An 18559-nucleotide genomic window follows, 5' to 3' on the forward strand; every position below is an offset into this window, starting at 1 on the left:
AATGAAGGAGGTAAACAAATGACTATATTAGATTGGTTTTTTATTGTTTCTTTGTCCATAGCCAGTGTAGGATTATTATTTGCAGGGACCTCCTTTTATCTGATGATTCAAACTAAAAAAGCTTTAAACAAAGTAAAAAGAACAAAAGTCAAAAAGAAAAAAAAGAAACAAAAAAGACGGAAAATCAGAGAACTAACGAAAAAAAGCAAAAAGCAGCGAACGTTTGGAATCGTACTTAGTATTCTATTTTTACTGTCAACGTTAAGCGCAGGTTATTCATTGTATTATCAATCCATGCATTTAAGCCAAAAAGATTCTAAAGCTGTCATTCAAGGCTATTACCTAGTAGACAATATCGAAAAAGAGCTACAAGCAGCAAAAACGACAGATAATGATGTTAAAGCAGGAAAAAATATTAAATTATTAGCAGGGCAGCTTTCGAGTTATGGTATTTATAAAGCAACGATCAGAAATACCGAACAAGGGCAAAAAGCGTTGAATAAGTACTATAAGTCAATGAAAGAATTAGGAATAAACTTATCCTCTCAAACAGATGGTTTTTTCAAGGATGAGACGCTCTTAAATGAGTTCGAAGCAGACGTTGCAGCAGTTAAGAAAAATCAAGAAGCAGTTGTCAGCTACTTTAAAATCAATGAAAAAGCGTTGGTAAATAAAAAATAACCTGGTGATTTGATGAAAAAAGCAACTCATAAAAATAGAACGAAACGAAAGCCCAAAAAACAGATTACCCAAACAACATCGAATGTTAAAAAAGCAGTCAAAAGAAAAGTTCCCACCAATTCAAAGAAACCGACTAAAAAGCGTAAGAAGAAATTAAATAAGAAAAAGAGCAGAAAAATGAAGCTTCTTTTTTTTGAAATAGGGTTAACTATACTTCTGACAACTGGCGTGGTCTATCTATTATCTCTATTTACCTTTTCTCTTACAAAAGTTGAAGGTTATTCTATGAGTGACACTTTGGAAGATAAAGATGTAGTTGTTATCAATAAACTCACGGATATCAAGCGTTTTGATCTTGTCTATATGCGAGTTCCTAACTCTAAAGATAAATCAATTCGAAGGATTATCGGTCGTCCTGGAGAAAATGTATATTATAAAAATGGACAGTTGTATATTAACGAAGTGGAAAAAGACGAGCGTTTTATTGCTGACTACAAAAATCAATTTGAAAAAGATGGTATGATGTTTACCGAAGATTTTACATTAAAGAATTTGACAGGAAAGCCTACGATACCTAAAGGAAAGTATTTAGTTTTAGGCGATAATCGACCCTATGCAACGGATAGTCGTTATTATCAGCTAGTGGATGAAAAAGACATCATTGGGACTGTGGAAATGAGAGTATTACCGTTACATAAGTTACAGAAATTTTAATGAAATATTGAAAAAACACCACGATTTTATGGATTCGTAGGTGTTTTTATTTTATAAATCAATTGCTTATCTATCCAATAATAAAACAAAAATGTTTTGCTTAGAAAGTATAAAAAGTAAGTTTTTTCCTTGGAAATCTGTTATACTAGTAAGCGTTACAAGTTCCCGAAAGGATTTGTTGTAAAATAGTAGGCTTTTCGATGAACTATTCATTTTGGATATGACCGAGTGGTGCTACATTTTGACAAAGATGCCTTGTAACCGAATATAAATAGGGGGAATACATTATGACAGAGAGACATTTATTTACATCAGAATCTGTTTCTGAAGGACATCCGGACAAAGTTGCCGATCAAGTGAGTGACGCAATTCTGGATGCGATTTTAGAACAGGATCCGTTGGCCCGTGTGGCCTGTGAAACAAGTGTAACAACAGGTTTGGTTTTAGTTTTTGGAGAGATTTCTACTACAGCTTATGTCGATATCCAAAAAGTTGTGCGACAAACATTGAAAGATATTGGCTATACACGAGCTAAATATGGGTTTGATGGGGATACGGTCGCAGTTCTTGTTGCAATCGATGAGCAATCACCAGATATTGCACAAGGTGTGGATGATGCACTAGAAACACGTGGTGAAAAAGACACTAAAGATGACATTGGTGCTGGAGACCAAGGCTTGATGTTTGGGTTTGCAGTTGATGAAACACCAGAACTAATGCCGTTACCGATTTCTTTAAGTCATAAACTTGTTCGCCGTTTGACACAACTTCGTAAAGAGGAAAAACTTCCTTATCTACGTCCGGATGCAAAATCACAAGTGACTGTAGAATATGATGAAAATGGCAAACCGCAACGTGTCGACACAGTCGTGATCAGCACACAACATGATGAAGAAGCAACGCTGGAACAAATTCAAAAAGACGTGAAAGCCCTCGTCATTGATGAAGTGATCCCAGCCGAATTACTAGATGAAGAAACAAAATATTTTATAAATCCAACAGGCCGTTTTGTCATTGGCGGACCGCAAGGAGATGCCGGTTTAACTGGGCGTAAAATCATCGTAGATACTTATGGTGGCTATGCCCGTCATGGTGGCGGTGCCTTTTCTGGAAAAGATGCGACAAAAGTCGATCGCTCTGCAAGTTATGCGGCACGATACATTGCAAAAAACATCGTTGCAGCGGGCTTAGCTGAAAAAGTCGAAGTCCAATTAGCTTATGCAATTGGCGTAGCACAACCTGTCTCAATTTCCATCAATACTTTTGGAACAAGTGAAGTATCTGAAAGTAAATTGATTGCAGCGGTTAGAGAAAACTTTGACCTACGTCCAGCAGGAATTATAGAAATGCTTGACTTATGTCGTCCAATTTACAAACAGACGGCAGCATATGGTCATTTTGGTCGTACAGACATTGAACTACCTTGGGAGCAGACAGATAAAGTCGAAGCAATCAAGAAAAGCTTGATGGAGTAAACGAGGCGGCGCTACTAATGAAATATTAGTGGCGCCGTTTTGCTGCGAATCACTGCGACTGCTGCGCAGAGCAGATGATGAGCAGTACTTGGCGAACGAAGAGAGCGAAGTAACCTATAAAAAAGAAACACCAAGTATCATCAAACCAAAGTAGACCGCCAAAAACATCAAGTACATTGTAGAGTACTATCCAAGCAGCAGAGCAGATGATGAGCAGTACTTGGCGAACGAAGAGAGCGAAGTAACCTATAAAAAAGAAACACCAAGTATCATCAAACCAAAGTAGACCGCCAAAAACATCAAGTACATTGTAGAGTACTATCCAAGCAGCAGAGCAGATGATGAGCAGTACTTGGCGAACGAAGAGAGCGAAGTAACCTATAAAAAAGAAACACCAAGCATCATCAAACCAAAGTAGACCGCCAAAAACATCAAGTACACTGTAGAGTACTATCCAAGCAGCAGAGCAGATGATGAGCAGTACTTGGCGACCAAAGTAATCTAACTAGTGAATCACCAAACGTTGCAATCATGAAAAACAAAGAGCAGCCATTTACAAAATTTATCATGAAATAAATTACAATAAACTTAAAATTTCTACTATTCAATGTAAAGTCTCACAACACTACCAACAAAACTCTGTAAATGAATTTATGCGTAACTTTACTTAACTAAACTATCAAAAGGACGGAGATACATGGAAAGAAAAACAAACGTCAAACTTGTAACAATCAGTGTTTTCGTTGCAACGTTTATGACAGCAATCGAAGGAACAATCGTTTCAACAGCCATGCCCACGATTGTAGGATCACTACATGGAATGGAAATCATGAACTGGGTATTTTCTATTTATTTATTAACAAATGCCATGCTAACACCGATTTACGGAAAATTAGCCGATAAAATCGGACGTAAACCAATTTTTATGATCGGAATTATTATTTTTATTATTGGTTCTTCTCTGTGTGGATTGGCTCAAAATATGATCACATTGATTATTGCTCGGGCGATTCAAGGGATTGGTGCAGGAGCCATCATGCCCGTTGCGTTAACGATTTTAGCAGATATTTATTCAATTGATAAACGTGCAAAAATGTTAGGATTGAACAGTGCTGCTTGGGGGATTGCTAGTATTTTTGGCCCACTTGCGGGTGGCTTTATTGTAGATACAGTTGGCTGGCATTGGATATTCTTCATCAATGTACCGATCGGGCTTGTTTTGATGGGGTTGATTGCTTACTTTTTAGTGGAGCCGAAAAGAGAACAAACTAAGGTGCCAATGGATATTTTAGGCAGTATTCAGCTGATGCTGGTCTTATTAACACTATTATTAGGATTCCAATTAATTGGTGATGGCGGCTTTAGCTTAAAAGTATTCTTGTGCTTAGGGGCATCTGTTTTATTTTTTATTGGCTTTATTTTTGTGGAAAAAAGAGCAAAAGATCCAGTAATTGATTTAATGCTATTTAAAAATTCTACTTTTGTGATTGTCAATATCGTAGCTGCTTTGATCAGTGGCTTTTTGATGGGCGTAGAAGTTTATATTCCAATGTGGATGCAAGGGGTCCTAGGAAAAAGCGCCGGAATCGGTGGACTTGTCTTAGCGCCGATGTCGATTTTATGGATGGTTGGTTCTTTTATCGCAAGTAACTTGATGGAGAAACATTCGACTAAAAAAGTGTTGACGATCGGCTTGAGTATTACTTTGTTGGGTGGTATTTTCTTAGTCTTAGTTCCAGCCTCAATTTCCTTTGTTTGGTTCTTTGCCATTTCTTCTGTTTTAGGTGTCGGCTTTGGGATCACGATCACAACTACTACGGTTACGGCACAAAGTAGTGTAGATCCATCGGAAATGGGTGTAGCAACATCGTTCAACACATTAGCCAGAACGATTGGACAGACGTTGATGGTTTCTATATTTGGTGTGATCATCAATGCTGTCACAACGTCAGAATTAGCGAAAAGTTCACTACAGGTTGATCCTGATGTGATGAATCAGCTAGTTAATCCACATACAGCAAATACGATTCCACAAGATCTATTAACGCCGTTACGCGGGATGCTGTATTCAGGACTGCATAATGTTTATTTAGTCGGAATCGGTCTGATTCTTGCGGCGATTATCTTAAATGGTGTTGTGAAAAAGAAAATTTCTTAATGCCTTAGATGTCTATTTTTAGGCAAGGGTTTTTGGCAGAAAAACGATTTTCAAATTTGGAGTGTGAAATAAAGCGATGCTCGTTTTATTTCACACTCTTTTTCTAAGAGTAATAGTTTGCTATACTGAAGAAAAAGGAGTGCGACGGAAATGGGAATTATTAATTATGGCACGTTTATTGTTTCTGCGATTGTCTTAAATTTGATCCCTGGATCAGATACGATTTTCATATTGAGCAAATCAACATTAGGGAGTAAAAGACAAGGCATTATTTCCGTTTTGGGGATTTCATCAGGTATTTTAGCGCATACTTTTTTAGCTGCCTTAGGCTTGTCAGCCATTTTAGCTACATCAACCTTGGTTTTTAATAGCATTAAATGGTTAGGGGCGACGTATTTGATTTATTTAGGGATTACGACTTTTCTAAGAAAAGAGGCGTTAACAACTGAGAGAACTGAATTGACCGTTAATGATTGGCAAATATATAAGCAAGGCTTACTTACGAATCTTTTAAATCCGAAAGTCGCCTTATTTTTCTTATCATTGCTTCCACAATATGTTGATACACAGTCTCAAGCTGGTTCATTGCCATTTTTTATATTAGGAATTACCTTTGTTTGTACGAGCACAATTTGGAGTTTAGGGATTGCCTATGGTTCTTCTTTTTTTGTCGGTCTATTTAAGAAGAATGAGCGGACTAAAAAAATGACCAATAAAATTGCAGGCTGTATTTATATTGGACTGGGGTTAAATTTACTTAGAGCAACAGCTAAAACTAGCTAGAAGAATAAAACGTGTAGTTTTCTTTATAAAAACGACGTAAATAATGCATTTTTTTGACATGAAAAGTTCATATTCATTTTGTATTATAGAAACATACCAAGAGAAAAAAACTTAGGCAAAAACATTTTTCATTTTCAACTCCTCCTCCGCTCGTTCTTTTATGAAGAACGAGTTTTTTATTTGTACATTTAGTCAAAAAACAATGAATTTAATGCTACAATAATAAAAAATAGAAAAAGAGGGATGCTTAGATGGCTTTTTTGCAAGCAAATATTTATTCAAATGTTTTAGAAATGGAAGTGTCACTGAATGTAATTTTACCGCAAAAAACAGAAAAAAAGATTGGTACAACAACCAAAGGAAATCTTACTGACGTCCCAGTAATGTATCTACTTCATGGCATGGGCGGCAACCATAGCGTTTGGGAACGCCGTACATCAATAGAACGATATGTAACAAACTTAGGGCTGGCTGTGATTATGCCGTCTACAGATCTAGGGTGGTATACAGATACCCGTTATGGAATGAACTACTGGACATTTATTTCTGAAGAATTACCTATTATTTGCCATGAATTATTCCCACAATTAACAACTAAAAGAGAGAAAACATTCGCTGTGGGACTCTCAATGGGTGGTTATGGTGCCTTGAAACTTGGGCTGGCTAAACCAGAGAAATTTGGAGCCGTAGCTTCTTTATCTGGTTCTGTGAATTTGGCCGAAAGAGTGGATGATCTTTTGGCGATTAGGGGAAAAAATTTTTGGGAAGGTATTTTTGGTCCGCTTGAGCATATTCAAGGCTCAAACAACGATCCGATGTATTTACTAGAGCAGTTAGTAGCAGAAGGTAAAAAAGCTCCAGCTATTTTTCTGTGCTGTGGAGAAGAGGATTTTCTCTTACAGGGAAATAAAACTATGGCAAAAGCATTGTCTGCTCAGAAGATTGATTATACATTTGAAACAGGTCCAGGTAGTCATAGCTGGGACTTTTGGGATATGTGGATTCAACGAGTTTTAGAATGGTTACCGCTAGAAAAATAAGTCAAAAAATAAGCCGAGACAAAAGTGTTCTGTATATTTCCGAAGGCCTTCAACTCTTAGAAGTTGATGTGATCGAAGTATAGTGTAGTCTACTTTTTACTCGCCGTTTATTCGGATATAGAGAGCGAAACAAAACGGATTTTTAGTTTTGTTCCGCTCTCTTTCTCTATCCATTTTTAAATAAGAGAATCTAACCCATTTAAAAAGACACGCAATGTTTTCATGAAAAAATCTTTTTGCTTTTCTTTTTGCCGATACTGAATACTCTTGCTGATATTGTCCAATTCATGCTCTTGAACGGATTGTTTCATTAGAATGATTTGTGTTTTCAAATAGTCATCCCCAGCCATCACTTTATTATAGAGCTTTTTTTCTTCATTAGAGTCCATCAACATACCAAACAATAAATGCTGTAAAGAGGTGATGGTCATATAACTTAGCTCAATGGAAAAACCTGCCTCATTGAGGATGCCAAGAATTGCATCAAGATTTTTCAAACGAGAGGAGTAGGAAGGGATCGTTTGAATTTCGATTTCAATAGCGCAAGGATATTGCTGATAGAGCTCATAATAATTTTCCATATAAGCATAAATCGTTTCTTTCCAATTGTCTTTAGGTATAGGTGAAATAAAATGATTCTCTATTTCTTCTGCCATACGTTGAAGTAAAGCTTGTTTATTTTCTATATGCCAGTAAATAGCAGGTGCCTGAACACCGAGTTTTTTCGCCACTTTACGCATAGATAATTTTTCAAGTTCAGGCGTTTCTTTTAATAGTTCAAATGCGGCTTGAACGATCGTTTCTTTTGATAATTTTGGTTCCAAATTTTCTCATCCTTTTATTTCAAAAATAGAAGCGAACTGCTTGAATTTCAGTTCTAAAAATGGTAAATTGTTATGCAGCCTTATTTTACAGCGTTAAGTTTGTGAATTTTATTGAAGGCAATCGTGTCTTGCTTCTATCACATCATAACATTAATTGATCGTTGAAAGTTGCACAATGAATCAAATTAGGCTAGTTTTACAAAGGAAGTTGGGATTATATGAGTATTATTATGAAGCATGTCAAAAAGTACAAGCTGGAAGTCACCATAGCATTGTTTACGGTTGTTATCATGGTCATGTCGGCATTATGGCAACCTAAATTATTACAAAAAGTATTAGAAGCAATTATTAAAGATGATAAGAGTCAAATGAAAGAACTAGGCTTGTATTTGATTGGGATTGCCGGACTTGGATTGATTGCAGGGGTTTTTAATACAATTTATTCTGCCAAAGTAGCACAAGGTGTGAGTGCAGACATTCGTGAGGCAACCTTTCGTAAGATCCAAACCTTTTCATTTGGAAATATTGAAGAATTTTCAGCTGGGAATTTGGTTGTCCGTTTGACCAATGATGTAACCCAAATTCAAAATGTTATCATGATCGCACTACAGTCGTTGTTTAGGATTCCGATTCTTTTTATCGGTAGTTTCATTTTAGCGATGATGACCTTACCTCAATTATGGTGGGTGATCGTATTATTAGTGGTTGCAGTGTTTATTATTACAGTTTTATCCTTTTCACAGATGGGCAAACACTTTATGATCATCCAAACCTTGATTGATAAAGTGAATGGCTTAGCCAAAGAAAACCTTCTAGGAATTCGTGTAGTAAAATCATTCGTGCAGGAAAGAAATGAGTTGAACCGTTTCAGCAAGGTCAGTGATGAACTGACAAAACATAACCTAATTGTAGGGACTTTGTTTTCAGTGATGATTCCATCGTTTATGCTAGCTGCAAATTTAGCAGTCGTAGGCTCAATTTTTCTTGTGGGAAACTTAGTGAAAGATGATCCAAGTTTAGTCGGTAGTATCGCATCATTTATGAGTTATTTGATGCAAATTATGATGGCGATCATTATCGGCGGAATGATGATGATGATGACTTCACGTGCGGCAGTTTCGATCAAGCGTATCAAAGAAGTCATGGACACTGTTCCAGCACTTAGCTACAAAGAGGTTCCTGAACAAGACTTGGATGGTAGTGTGGTGTTTGATCACGTTAGTTTCCGTTATCCAGGAGATGATACCGATACACTGAAAGACCTCTCGTTTTCAATCAAGCCTGGTGAAATGATCGGGATCGTAGGGGCAACTGGGGCAGGTAAATCAACCTTGGCACAATTGATTCCTCGATTATTTGATCCATCACAAGGAACTGTGAAGGTCGGCGGTGTTGATTTAAAAGAGGTCAATGAGCATAGTTTACGTAAAACGGTTTCATTTGTTCTACAAAAAGCGATTCTTTTTTCCGGAACGATTTCGCAAAATTTGCGTCAAGGGAAAAAAGATGCTAGTGAATCGGATATGAGTCGGGCAACTGAAATTGCGCAGGCCAAAGAATTTATCGAAAAATTAGCCTTACAATATGAAGCGCCAGTAGCGGAGCGAAGCAACAACTTTTCTGGTGGACAAAAACAACGTTTATCTATTTCTAGAGGCGTGATCGGTGATCCTAAAATCTTGATTTTAGATGATAGTACAAGTGCGTTAGATGCTCGTTCAGAGCGTTTAGTTAGAGAAGCGTTGGATAATGATCTGAAAGATACAACAACGATCGTGATTGCTCAGAAGATTTCTTCAGTCGTTCACGCAGACCGTATTTTAGTTTTGGATAAGGGACAATTAGTAGGTGAGGGCACACATGATGAATTAGCCAAAACGAACCCAATCTACCAAGAAATCTACGAAACACAAAAGGGAAAGGATGAAAATAATGACTGATTTAATAAGAGCGAGTAAATTCTTTTTTCATTATTTAAAACGCTATAAACTTTCCTTCTTCTTTATTTTTGTGACGATAATTATTGCAACTTATCTCCAAGTAAAAGCACCACAGTTTGTGGGAGAAGCTATTCAAGAGCTGGCTAATTATGTTAATGCATTGATGAAAGGAACGGATGATAAAAGTAAGTTTATTGATATTGTCTGGAAACTATTGATCTTTTACGTACTAACAAGTGCAGCGAACTTTATCTATAGTATTTTATTTACACAAGTTGTTGGGAAGTCGACGAATCGAATGCGTATTGGTTTATTCAATAAGCTAGAAAAATTGATGATTCGTTTCTTTGATTCTCATCAAGATGGTGAGATTTTAAGTCGTTTTACAAGTGACTTGGATAATATTCAAAATAGCCTGAATCAAGCATTGCTTCAAGTGTTGACGAATGCTGCATTATTTGTGGGCATCTTGATCATGATGTTCCAACAAAATGTTCAATTAGCTTGGGCAACAATTGCTTCAACACCTGTTGCGTTAGTGATTGCAATCGTTGTTATTAGTAAAGCACGTAAATACGTCGACATCCAGCAAGATGAAGTTGGAAAGCTGAATGGCTATATGGATGAAAAAATCAGCGGTCAACGCATGATCATCACCAATGGCCTGCAAGAAGAAACAATTGACGGTTTTCTTGAACAGAATGAAACGGTGCGTAAAGCAACGTTCAAAGGACAAGTGTATTCAGGTCTGTTATTTCCAATGATGCAAGGAATGTCTCTTGTGAATACAGCAATCGTGATTTTCTTTGGCGGTTGGCTAGCATTGAATGGCGATCTAGAGAAGAGTGTTGCGTTAGGCTTAGTTGTTACCTTTGTTCAGTATTCACAACAATATTACCAACCATTGATGCAAATTTCATCTGGTTACAGCATGATCCAACTTGCGATCACTGGCGCTCGTCGTCTGAATGAAATGTTTGATGAACCAGACGAAATCAATCCAAATGATGGAAAAGAAATCGATGGGATCAAAGAGTCAGTGACACTGCAGCATGTTGACTTTGGCTATGATTCTGAAGTACCAATCTTAAAAGATGTTTCGATCGATGTAAAAAAAGGCGAAATGGTCGCTTTAGTTGGTCCGACAGGCTCAGGGAAAACGACAATTATGAATTTATTGAATCGTTTTTATGATGTAAATAATGGCTCTGTGACATTTGATGGAACAGATATCCGTGAAATTGAATTAAGCAGTCTACGTTCTCATGTGGGAATTGTGTTGCAGGATTCTGTGTTATTTTCTGGTACGATTCGAGCAAACATAGCGTTTGGTAAACCAGAAGCGACAGAAAAAGAAATTATTGAAGCCGCAAAACAAGCCAATATTCACGAGTTTATCTTAGAACAAGAAAATGGGTATGATACAGAAATTACTGAAGAAAACAACATTTTCAGTACAGGGCAAAAACAATTAATCAGTATTGCCCGTACAATCATCACAAATCCATCATTGTTGATCCTAGATGAAGCAACAAGTAATGTAGATACTGTAACAGAAGCGAAAATTCAAAAAGCAATGGATGAAGCAATCAAAGGCAGAACAAGCTTTGTGATCGCTCACCGCTTAAAAACAATTCTAAATGCAGACCGGATCGTAGTCTTAAGAAATGGTGAAGTAATCGAAGAAGGAAACCATCATGAACTCTTGAAACAAGATGGGTTTTATGCAGAACTTTATCATAATCAGTTTGTATTTGAATAATAGTAGAGGTTGGGACAGGAGTGTTTAATCCCGAGAAATAAGAAGGAATTCACGAAAATTGCTCTTCAAATTTTTGTGAATTTCGGCTTATTTCCGAAGCCTTCAAATCTTAGTGCTTTAGCACTTAGAATTTGATGTGATCGAAGCGAAGCGTAGTGATTGCTTCTGCTCCCACCGTTTATACGGATTCTTTGAGTCTGAGATATAACTCGTAGAGTTATATCGGCTCTTTTTGTTCATCCATAAAAATTGGCTAAGGGTCAAAAGACGGGGAATTAGATGAGGTGCGTTAGCGAATTAATCTGATTGCCCTCTATTCTCATCATGGAATTGTTTTCTCATAGTTGTTGTTTATCTAGTATATGATGAACCAAATAAGACAATCTGATAATGAAGGAGGCACAAAATGGCTATTAATAGTGATTCAAGTAATGTCTCTGGTATTTCACCATGCTTGGAGTACCAAACTGCGCATCATTAGCCCGTTCATTTAATAAGCGTTTATTACTTCAAAAGCTAAACGATCGATCAACCTACACCTATTTTATGTTTGAATAAAACAAAAGAACAACCCTGTATTTTTAAGGATTGCTCTTTTCATTTAGTATATAGGTAAAAAATACAGCCGTTGACTCCCTACTTCTTCTCAATACAAAATAAAATAGGTGGGTTGTTCTTCTGATTAATAAACTGATAAGTCAAGACATTATACATTTCTTGCGGTAACTGTTGACAATACTCTTGTACAAGTTTCAGTTCCGCTTGACCACCAAAATGACCATAATAAACAACTAAAATAATTCGTCCCTTAGCTAGTAATCTAGGAAGTAAAGCGTCTAAAGCTTGTTCCGTAGTATCTGGTTTTGTGATAATCTGTTTATCTCCTTTAGGAAGATAACCGAGATTAAAGATCGCGGCTCTTAAAGAAGTTTCTGTTGAAAGCTGTGTATCGATCATTTCATGCCCCTGTTGGAATAAAGTTACTCGTGCTTGGTATCCTAACTCAATCAGTTTTTTTTCCGTATTGGCTAAAGCTTGTTCTTGTACATCAAAGGCATAAACTAATCCCCTAGGTCCAACTAACTCTGCTAAGAACGCTGTATCATGACCGTTGCCCATCGTGGCATCTACCACACAATCCCCTTCATGAATAACGTCTCTTAAAAGAGTGTGACTAAAATGTAGCGCGGTTTGTAGCATTAAGTGTGAACCTCCTGACTGTTTCGAACATTATAGATTCCCTGCACGCTATTTCGACGTTTCATCTCATTGTCAATAGCATTTAAGACTTCCCACTTCTTAAGGCTCCACATTGGCCCTACTAAAGCATCTGTCGGTGCATCTCCAGTTAAACGATGGATCACGATCTCTGGGGGAATCATTTCCAATTGGTCGCAAATCACATTGACATAATCGTTCCGAGTCATCAATTGCAAGCGACCTTCATGATAATCCCGCAACATGCGAGTATTGGTCATTAAATGTAGTAGGTGTAGTTTAATCCCTTGGATATCGGAATCAAGGATCGTCCGCCGAACATTTTCCCGCATCATCTCCAAACTTTCACCTGGTAAACCATTGATCAGATGAGTACAGACTCGAATATTATGCTTTCGCAATTTCGCGACACCATTTAAGTATGTCTGATAATCATGTGCCCGATTGATTGTATTACTTGTATGTTCATAAGTTGTCTGTAAGCCTAACTCTACCCACAGATAATAACGCTGATTCAATTCGGCCAAATACTCAACCACATCATCTGGAAGACAATCGGGACGTGTTCCAACTGAAATACCTACAACACCTCGTTCGTTCACCACTTGTTCAAAACGATGCCGAATCACTTCTACTGGTGCATGTGTATTCGTGAAATTTTGAAAATAGACAATATACTGGTTCACTTGAGGCCATTTTTTGTGCATCATGTGTACTTCTTTTTGAAATTGGATGGGTAAAGGCTCAGAAGGTGCTACGATCATATCGCCTGAGCCAGAAACGCTACAAAATGTACACCCTCCTTTAGCCACCGTTCCGTCACGATTAGGACAGTCAAATCCACCATCTAAAGGTACTTTGAAAATCTTCCCACCAAACTGCTTACGTAAGGCGTAATTCCATGTATGATAGCGTTTGTTTGGATCTTCTGTATAGATAAATTCAACCATAATTTTTCTTCTTTCTATTGTTGTTTACTTTTAAAGCGCCAAACAAAACGTTTTTCTAAATAAATCGGATACGTCATCAACAACCACGCAAGCCCAAAACAAAAGCCACCTAAAACGTCGCTAGGGAAGTGAACACCTGCATAGATTCGGCTGATACCGATCAGGAAGATCCCTAAACCTAAGAGAATCTGTAACAAGAGACAAAGCTTTTTTTGTTTGATAAATTGCGGTAATAATAAAATAATCGTACCGTACAGCAGAACACTTCCGGTGGAATGACCACTTGGAAAACTGTAGCTATGCTCTGTAACTAAATGGTTTAAAGTTGGACGTGGTCGCATGAATAATAATTTGATCAATGGGTTTGCGACACCGGCGATTAGGCCAGTATTAATCAACAACCAAAGCATCTCAGCATAATATTTCCCTCTAAATAGTATAAACGCAATGGCTAGAGAAAGAATGCCTACCGTTAAAGGATCAGCAAATCTTGTATACCAAATAAAAAATTGATTTGCAGAAGGATAAGGTGTCCGTACTAGTGTTGTAATTGCTTGATCGAAACCGTTCAACCAACTAGGATAAAAGCGCACTACATAACCTAAAAACATAAAAACAACTAAAAAGCAGCTGCCAGCAAATTGATAGTATAATTTATTTTTCATGAAAATTCCTTTCCAAATTAGATAAAGTTTATTATAACATCAAATAATTAAGAAGACAGCTGAGATTCTCGAAAAAAAATAAGCCTATAGGAAAACTTTAAAAAGTTCTCCTATAGGCTTAAAAAATTAGAGGAATAGAAAATTATTCATCCTCGCCATCTTCATAATCGGAGGGACCTTCAACTGAAATGTCTCCAGAGTCTGTTCGAAGTTCAAATGATTTTGTTCCTTTTCCACGTTTAAAAGAAGTCCGTTCTTTTCCGAAAATCGTACTGTCTCCTAATTTGGTTTTTGTTTTGATCGTGACATCATACAGAATTTCTTCTGTATGTAATTGAATGTCTCCTTGTTGTGTTTCAACGCGTAATTTCTTTGGAATTTCTGTTCCATACAGGGAAAAACTACCATTGACACTAGTCACTTCAGCTTCTCCTTTAAGATCAGTTGCTTCGATATCGCCATTTGTTGTGTCTAGTTTAGCGATGCCTTTAGCTGTATTTACATAAATATCTCCAGAAGTACTAGTAGCAGACCAATTAGAGGCTGCGAAATCATTTAGCTGAATATCACCGTTTTTCGTCTGAAACATCGCTTCGCCAGTTCGAACGTCATTATAAACATTAAGATAGCCATTCGCTGTCTCTACCGCTAATTTTTCTGTATCGATACTAGTAAGGTCGATATCAGCGTTCCCCATTGTGATCGCTAAATTTTTTGCGGTAACTTCTGAAATATGGATCGAGCCTTGGGCAGTACCGTCAATGATTAAACGCTCAACAGAATCTGGTATCGTTAAACTAACAGCTGAACCTCTATTAAAAATATCTAACTTCATTCCGTCAAGTTCCTGTCTTTTCTTATCACTTTTTGCGGAAATCGTTAACTGGTCATTTTTTTCCTCAACATCTAAAGAGCTGTTCAAAGAAATCGGAAGTGAACTTCTAGAATTCATTACCACCTTATTTGAATTCTCAGTTAGAATATAAAAATTTGCATTCCCAGAAAGATCAAGGTGAATCTCTTTGGTATTTTGTTTGTTTTTTATCTCATAACTTTGTCTTTTCGTATCAGTCATCGAATGTTCAGCACGTCTGTAGTAAACAGCACTGCCAATCCCACCGATGATCATAGCTAAAACGCCAATGGTCAGAAAAAAAGCAGTCGTCTTTTTCATATTAAATCTCTCCTCTTAAAACGCGAATATTCCATTGTAGGTAACGTTTTAAACATTTTCCAAAGAATTTTGTTAGTGGTGCTAAAATCACTAGTCCGATAATACCAGCACCAGAAAGGAATAGGCTAAGGAATAACTGGAACATTGTACCATCATTAAATCCAGCAACGAGCGAGATTCCTCCTAAAATTGGTGAAAATAAGAACACAACAGCAACGAGCCAACAGGCGAAAAAAACCATAACAATAGTAAAAATCATCCAAAACATAAACATAAAATTAAATGCAAGGACGCCTGCAACCTGACAAAAACGCATAAAACCACTACGATGAGGACGTTCATAAGAATGGTAGGAGTCATCATAAGGATGCTCAGGTATGTCTTCATAATAGTACTTATCATTGACAATTGGCTGAATCTCTTGCCAGCCATCTCGTTCGAGTCTTTTTTCAGGGACAGTAATATCAAACTCTTGTAAAATTTCTTCTGCAATCCCTCTTGGTTTTCCAAGACTTTTTGCTATTTCCTCTTCTGTTTGACCATCAGCTAATCGTTCTTCAAAAATCGTTTCATATTTGTTTAAGATAAAAACTTGCTGTTGGTTAGTCAGAGGTTTTAAGTAGATTTTCAACTCAATTAAAAAATGCTCTTTATTCATTTTTTTCCCCCATTTCATTTTACGATCGGATTACTTCTTCTTCACTATAATTTTTTTTAAGAGCAATAACAAGTACTTCGTTAAAAAATCAGCCTAAGGTAAAGAGAGACATCAGACTTGAGACCGAGTTCTAATTAAAAAAATAATAAGAAAAAATAGCAAACAAGAAAGAAAAAAATTACACTTTTATTTGTATAATGACAAAGAAAAAAATAAAAAATATTTCTATTTTGTTTGAAAAAAGGGTATACTATAAATCAAGGAATACTTTTTTTAGAAAATTCGGAGGATATAGCATGGAGAAGTATAAAACATCTAGAAAAGAACGGAGGAAAGCTGAACAGAACAAGCTAGCTTACGATCAGTTCAAAAAAGGAACGACTGTGCTTAGCTCTGCGATTGTAGTTTCCTCAATTGCTGCACCGATCGCTGCACCAAAAATAGCAGAAGCCACAGAAGATCAAAATTCAAGCGCGCACGTAAGTTACTCAGAGATAAATACACATACAGAAGACGTTCAAGGACAAAGAACGGTAACTGACACGAACGATTCGATGATGCAAGAAAATCAGACCACAGCACCTGAAGAAGCTTCGAGTGAAGAAACATCTGAAACACAAGAATCATTAGAATTGAATACATCAGAAACAACTGACAGTACTGAGACAACTGACGTTACAACAGACTCTAATGAAACAACGGATTCATCTATAACTGAAACAAAAGATACTGAGGCACCAGAACTTACGATGCGTTCAGCGTTTGCTGCACAATCTAGAAGTATCAGCCCAAGTACCTTTATTGCTGATATAGCAGGACACGCTCGTTCTGTTGCAGCCGCAAATGATTTATATGCGTCAGTGATGATGGCTCAAGCGATTCTTGAAAGTGATTGGGGTAGAAGTACGTTATCTGCTGCACCAAATCATAACTTGTTTGGAATCAAAGGAAGTTATCAAGGGCAATCTGTTACAATGAAAACGTGGGAAGTTATTAATGGTCAGTGGATTCAAGTAGATGCTGCGTTTAGAAAATATCCGTCCTATTCAGAATCATTTAGTGACAATGCCTATGTGTTGAGAAATACATCATTTCAGTCTGGTGTTTATTATTATTCAGGAGCTTGGAAAAGTAATACGAATTCTTACAGAGATGCCACTGCTTGGTTAACTGGACGTTATGCAACAGATCCAAGTTACAATACAAAGCTTAATACGATTATTACAACCTATAACTTAACTCAATATGACACGCCTTCATCAGGTGGCGGGAATACTGGTGGTGATACCGGTGGCAACACAGGTGAGAGTAATACTGGTGGTAATACCGGTGGGTCAAACAACACTGGCGGCGATACTAGCGGTCAAAATGTGACGCACACAGTAAAAGCTGGAGATAGCCTATGGGCCTTATCGGCGAAATATGGCACATCGATCGCTACTATTAAAAGTTGGAATAACTTATCCAGCGATGTCATTTATGTCGGTCAAAAATTAATCGTGAAAAAAGGTTCTAGCAACACAGGTGGCGGCAGTACTGGTGGTAACACTGGCGGTTCAACAGGCAATACCGAAGGTTCCAGTAATACAGGGACTAATTCATATTACACAGTAAAATCAGGTGATTCTTTGTGGGCGATTGCTAATGCAAACGGGATAAGCATTGCGAACTTGCGTCAATGGAATAACTTGAGCGGAGATATCATCCACCCAGGACAAAAATTGATCGTGAAAAAAAGCTCTGGTAGTAATGGTGGTAGTACTGGAGGAACGACAGGCGGATCGACAGGTAGTACTGGCGGCTCAGGGAATACAAGCTCTTCAAATGCATATTATACTGTAAAATCAGGTGATAGCTTATGGGCAATTGCTAGTGCAAACGGCGTAAGTATCGCCAATCTACGTCAATGGAATAATATAAATGGAGATATCATTTATCCAGGTCAAAAGTTGATCGTGAAAAAAGGTGGTTCTAATGCTGGCGGCGGCAGTACCAGTAATGGCAATAGTGGTTCAACTGGTAACACTGGTGGATCAAGCAATGCAGGAGCCGCTACTGGTCATTATACGGTGAAGTCTGGGGACTCTTTATGGGCGATCGCTAATGCAAACGGGACAAGTATTGCCAATTTACGTCAATGGAATAATATAAATGGAGATATCATTTATCCAGGACAAAAATTGATCGTGAAAAAAGGTCAAACAGGTTCAACCAATTCATCCAATACTCAAGGAAGCAACCAAACAGCCGGATCTCACACTGTAAAAAATGGTGATACTTTATGGGGACTGTCTCAAACATATGGAACAAGTATTCAAAAAATCAAACAATTAAACGGATTATCTGGTGATACAATTTATATTGGTCAAAGATTGAAAGTTAAATAAAACGATTGAAATCCGTTAAGAAGTTTGGTAGTATGATAGCACATGATAGATAAACAGTGAAAAGGAATAGTAGAAAGAACCATGTTTTAGAGAGCGTATGGCTGGTGAAAATACGCACAGAAGCTTTCGA

The 18559-nt window shown here is 37.3% G+C and carries 15 protein-coding genes, 1 riboswitch and 1 other annotated feature (1 of these 17 only partly in view); of the genes, 9 read left to right on the forward strand and 6 right to left on the reverse strand.

The genetic code is table 11. From position 1 onward, the window contains the following. Positions 1 to 18: 18 nt before the first annotated feature. The 6 genes from IGJ50_RS09445 (at position 19) to IGJ50_RS09470 (ending at position 6851) form a co-directional block, all read left to right on the forward strand. Positions 19 to 681: a hypothetical protein gene (locus tag IGJ50_RS09445; RefSeq protein ID WP_069638856.1), complete on the forward strand. Its 663-nt coding sequence runs from the start codon at positions 19 to 21 to the stop codon at positions 679 to 681. A gap of 12 nt (positions 682 to 693) precedes the next feature. Further along, on the forward strand, positions 694 to 1395 hold the full coding sequence (gene lepB, locus IGJ50_RS09450) for a signal peptidase I (protein ID WP_429950089.1): 702 nt from the start codon (positions 694 to 696) through the stop codon (positions 1393 to 1395). Between the two features lie 150 nt (positions 1396 to 1545). Continuing rightward, positions 1546 to 1685, forward strand: a riboswitch (SMK box riboswitch). Then, entirely contained in the window at positions 1683 to 2870 is a 1188-nt protein-coding gene (gene metK, locus IGJ50_RS09455) for a methionine adenosyltransferase (protein ID WP_069638857.1), read from the forward strand. (Overlaps the previous riboswitch by 3 nt.) A 697-nt stretch (positions 2871 to 3567) precedes the next feature. Then, positions 3568 to 5028 (forward strand): MDR family MFS transporter, encoded by a 1461-nt coding sequence (locus tag IGJ50_RS09460; protein ID WP_429950092.1) that lies wholly within the window; start codon positions 3568 to 3570, stop codon positions 5026 to 5028. A 150-nt stretch (positions 5029 to 5178) separates the two neighbouring features. Then, positions 5179 to 5811: a LysE family translocator gene (locus IGJ50_RS09465; RefSeq protein ID WP_429950094.1), complete on the forward strand. Its 633-nt coding sequence runs from the start codon at positions 5179 to 5181 to the stop codon at positions 5809 to 5811. Between the two features lie 251 nt (positions 5812 to 6062). Further along, positions 6063 to 6851 carry an alpha/beta hydrolase gene (locus IGJ50_RS09470; protein ID WP_429950096.1) on the forward strand — a complete coding sequence of 263 codons (789 nt, stop codon included), beginning with the start codon at positions 6063 to 6065 and terminating at the stop codon, positions 6849 to 6851. Positions 6852 to 7027: 176 nt separating this feature from the next. Here IGJ50_RS09470 and IGJ50_RS09475 read toward each other — a convergent pair whose 3' ends face one another. Beyond that, a complete protein-coding gene (locus IGJ50_RS09475) occupies positions 7028 to 7675 on the reverse strand; it encodes a TetR family transcriptional regulator (protein WP_429950098.1) in 648 nt (215 codons plus the stop codon). A 218-nt stretch (positions 7676 to 7893) separates the two neighbouring features. Between IGJ50_RS09475 and IGJ50_RS09480 the strand changes: the two genes are divergently transcribed. Beyond that, entirely contained in the window at positions 7894 to 9615 is a 1722-nt protein-coding gene (locus IGJ50_RS09480) for an ABC transporter ATP-binding protein (RefSeq protein WP_429950100.1), read from the forward strand. Next, positions 9608 to 11377 carry an ABC transporter ATP-binding protein gene (locus IGJ50_RS09485; protein WP_429950102.1) on the forward strand — a complete coding sequence of 590 codons (1770 nt, stop codon included), beginning with the start codon at positions 9608 to 9610 and terminating at the stop codon, positions 11375 to 11377. The genes IGJ50_RS09480 and IGJ50_RS09485 overlap by 8 nt, the downstream gene beginning before the upstream one ends. A 636-nt stretch (positions 11378 to 12013) precedes the next feature. Here the strand turns inward: IGJ50_RS09485 and IGJ50_RS09490 are convergent. The 5 genes from IGJ50_RS09490 to IGJ50_RS09510 form a co-directional block, all read right to left on the reverse strand. Further along, on the reverse strand, positions 12014 to 12577 hold the full coding sequence (locus IGJ50_RS09490; protein ID WP_069638864.1) for a class I SAM-dependent methyltransferase: 564 nt from the start codon (positions 12575 to 12577) through the stop codon (positions 12014 to 12016). Continuing rightward, positions 12577 to 13545, reverse strand: a complete 969-nt coding sequence (locus IGJ50_RS09495) for a TIGR01212 family radical SAM protein (RefSeq protein ID WP_069638865.1) — start codon at positions 13543 to 13545, stop codon at positions 12577 to 12579. Before IGJ50_RS09495 ends, IGJ50_RS09490 begins: the two co-directional genes overlap by 1 nt. A 14-nt stretch (positions 13546 to 13559) precedes the next feature. After that, complete coding sequence (locus IGJ50_RS09500) at positions 13560 to 14210, reverse strand: phosphatase PAP2 family protein (RefSeq protein ID WP_069638866.1); 651 nt, start codon at positions 14208 to 14210, stop codon at positions 13560 to 13562. A gap of 142 nt (positions 14211 to 14352) precedes the next feature. Further along, positions 14353 to 15384, reverse strand: coding sequence for a DUF4097 family beta strand repeat-containing protein (locus IGJ50_RS09505; RefSeq protein WP_429950105.1), 1032 nt, complete (start codon positions 15382 to 15384; stop codon positions 14353 to 14355). Between the two features lies 1 nt (position 15385). Further along, positions 15386 to 16042 (reverse strand): DUF1700 domain-containing protein, encoded by a 657-nt coding sequence (locus IGJ50_RS09510; RefSeq protein ID WP_429950107.1) that lies wholly within the window; start codon positions 16040 to 16042, stop codon positions 15386 to 15388. Between the two features lie 296 nt (positions 16043 to 16338). On the opposite strand from IGJ50_RS09510, the gene IGJ50_RS09515 reads away from it, so the two are divergent. Then, positions 16339 to 18429 carry a LysM peptidoglycan-binding domain-containing protein gene (locus tag IGJ50_RS09515; RefSeq protein WP_429950109.1) on the forward strand — a complete coding sequence of 697 codons (2091 nt, stop codon included), beginning with the start codon at positions 16339 to 16341 and terminating at the stop codon, positions 18427 to 18429. Between the two features lie 47 nt (positions 18430 to 18476). Further along, positions 18477 to 18559: a binding site (T-box leader), on the forward strand; it runs 194 nt beyond the window's last position.

The sequence above is a fragment of the Enterococcus sp. AZ101 genome (assembly GCF_050499005.1).
GTDB classification, from domain to species: Bacteria; Bacillota; Bacilli; order Lactobacillales; family Enterococcaceae; genus Enterococcus_L; species Enterococcus_L ureilyticus.

Bases quoted from the DNA above. Each gene is read 5' to 3' on its own strand.
- IGJ50_RS09485 (WP_429950102.1), top strand. From the start codon at position 9,608: ATGACTGATTTAATAAGAGCGAGTAAATTCTTTTTTCATTATTTAAAA.
- IGJ50_RS09490 (WP_069638864.1), bottom strand. From the start codon at position 12,577: ATGCTACAAACCGCGCTACATTTTAGTCACACTCTTTTAAGAGACGTT.
- IGJ50_RS09510 (WP_429950107.1), bottom strand. From the start codon at position 16,042: ATGAATAAAGAGCATTTTTTAATTGAGTTGAAAATCTACTTAAAACCT.
- IGJ50_RS09480 (WP_429950100.1), top strand. From the start codon at position 7,894: ATGAGTATTATTATGAAGCATGTCAAAAAGTACAAGCTGGAAGTCACC.
- IGJ50_RS09465 (WP_429950094.1), top strand. From the start codon at position 5,179: ATGGGAATTATTAATTATGGCACGTTTATTGTTTCTGCGATTGTCTTA.
- IGJ50_RS09470 (WP_429950096.1), top strand. From the start codon at position 6,063: ATGGCTTTTTTGCAAGCAAATATTTATTCAAATGTTTTAGAAATGGAA.
- IGJ50_RS09460 (WP_429950092.1), top strand. From the start codon at position 3,568: ATGGAAAGAAAAACAAACGTCAAACTTGTAACAATCAGTGTTTTCGTT.
- IGJ50_RS09500 (WP_069638866.1), bottom strand. From the start codon at position 14,210: ATGAAAAATAAATTATACTATCAATTTGCTGGCAGCTGCTTTTTAGTT.
- lepB (WP_429950089.1), top strand. From the start codon at position 694: ATGAAAAAAGCAACTCATAAAAATAGAACGAAACGAAAGCCCAAAAAA.
- IGJ50_RS09445 (WP_069638856.1), top strand. From the start codon at position 19: ATGACTATATTAGATTGGTTTTTTATTGTTTCTTTGTCCATAGCCAGT.
- IGJ50_RS09515 (WP_429950109.1), top strand. From the start codon at position 16,339: ATGGAGAAGTATAAAACATCTAGAAAAGAACGGAGGAAAGCTGAACAG.
- IGJ50_RS09505 (WP_429950105.1), bottom strand. From the start codon at position 15,384: ATGAAAAAGACGACTGCTTTTTTTCTGACCATTGGCGTTTTAGCTATG.
- IGJ50_RS09495 (WP_069638865.1), bottom strand. From the start codon at position 13,545: ATGGTTGAATTTATCTATACAGAAGATCCAAACAAACGCTATCATACA.
- metK (WP_069638857.1), top strand. From the start codon at position 1,683: ATGACAGAGAGACATTTATTTACATCAGAATCTGTTTCTGAAGGACAT.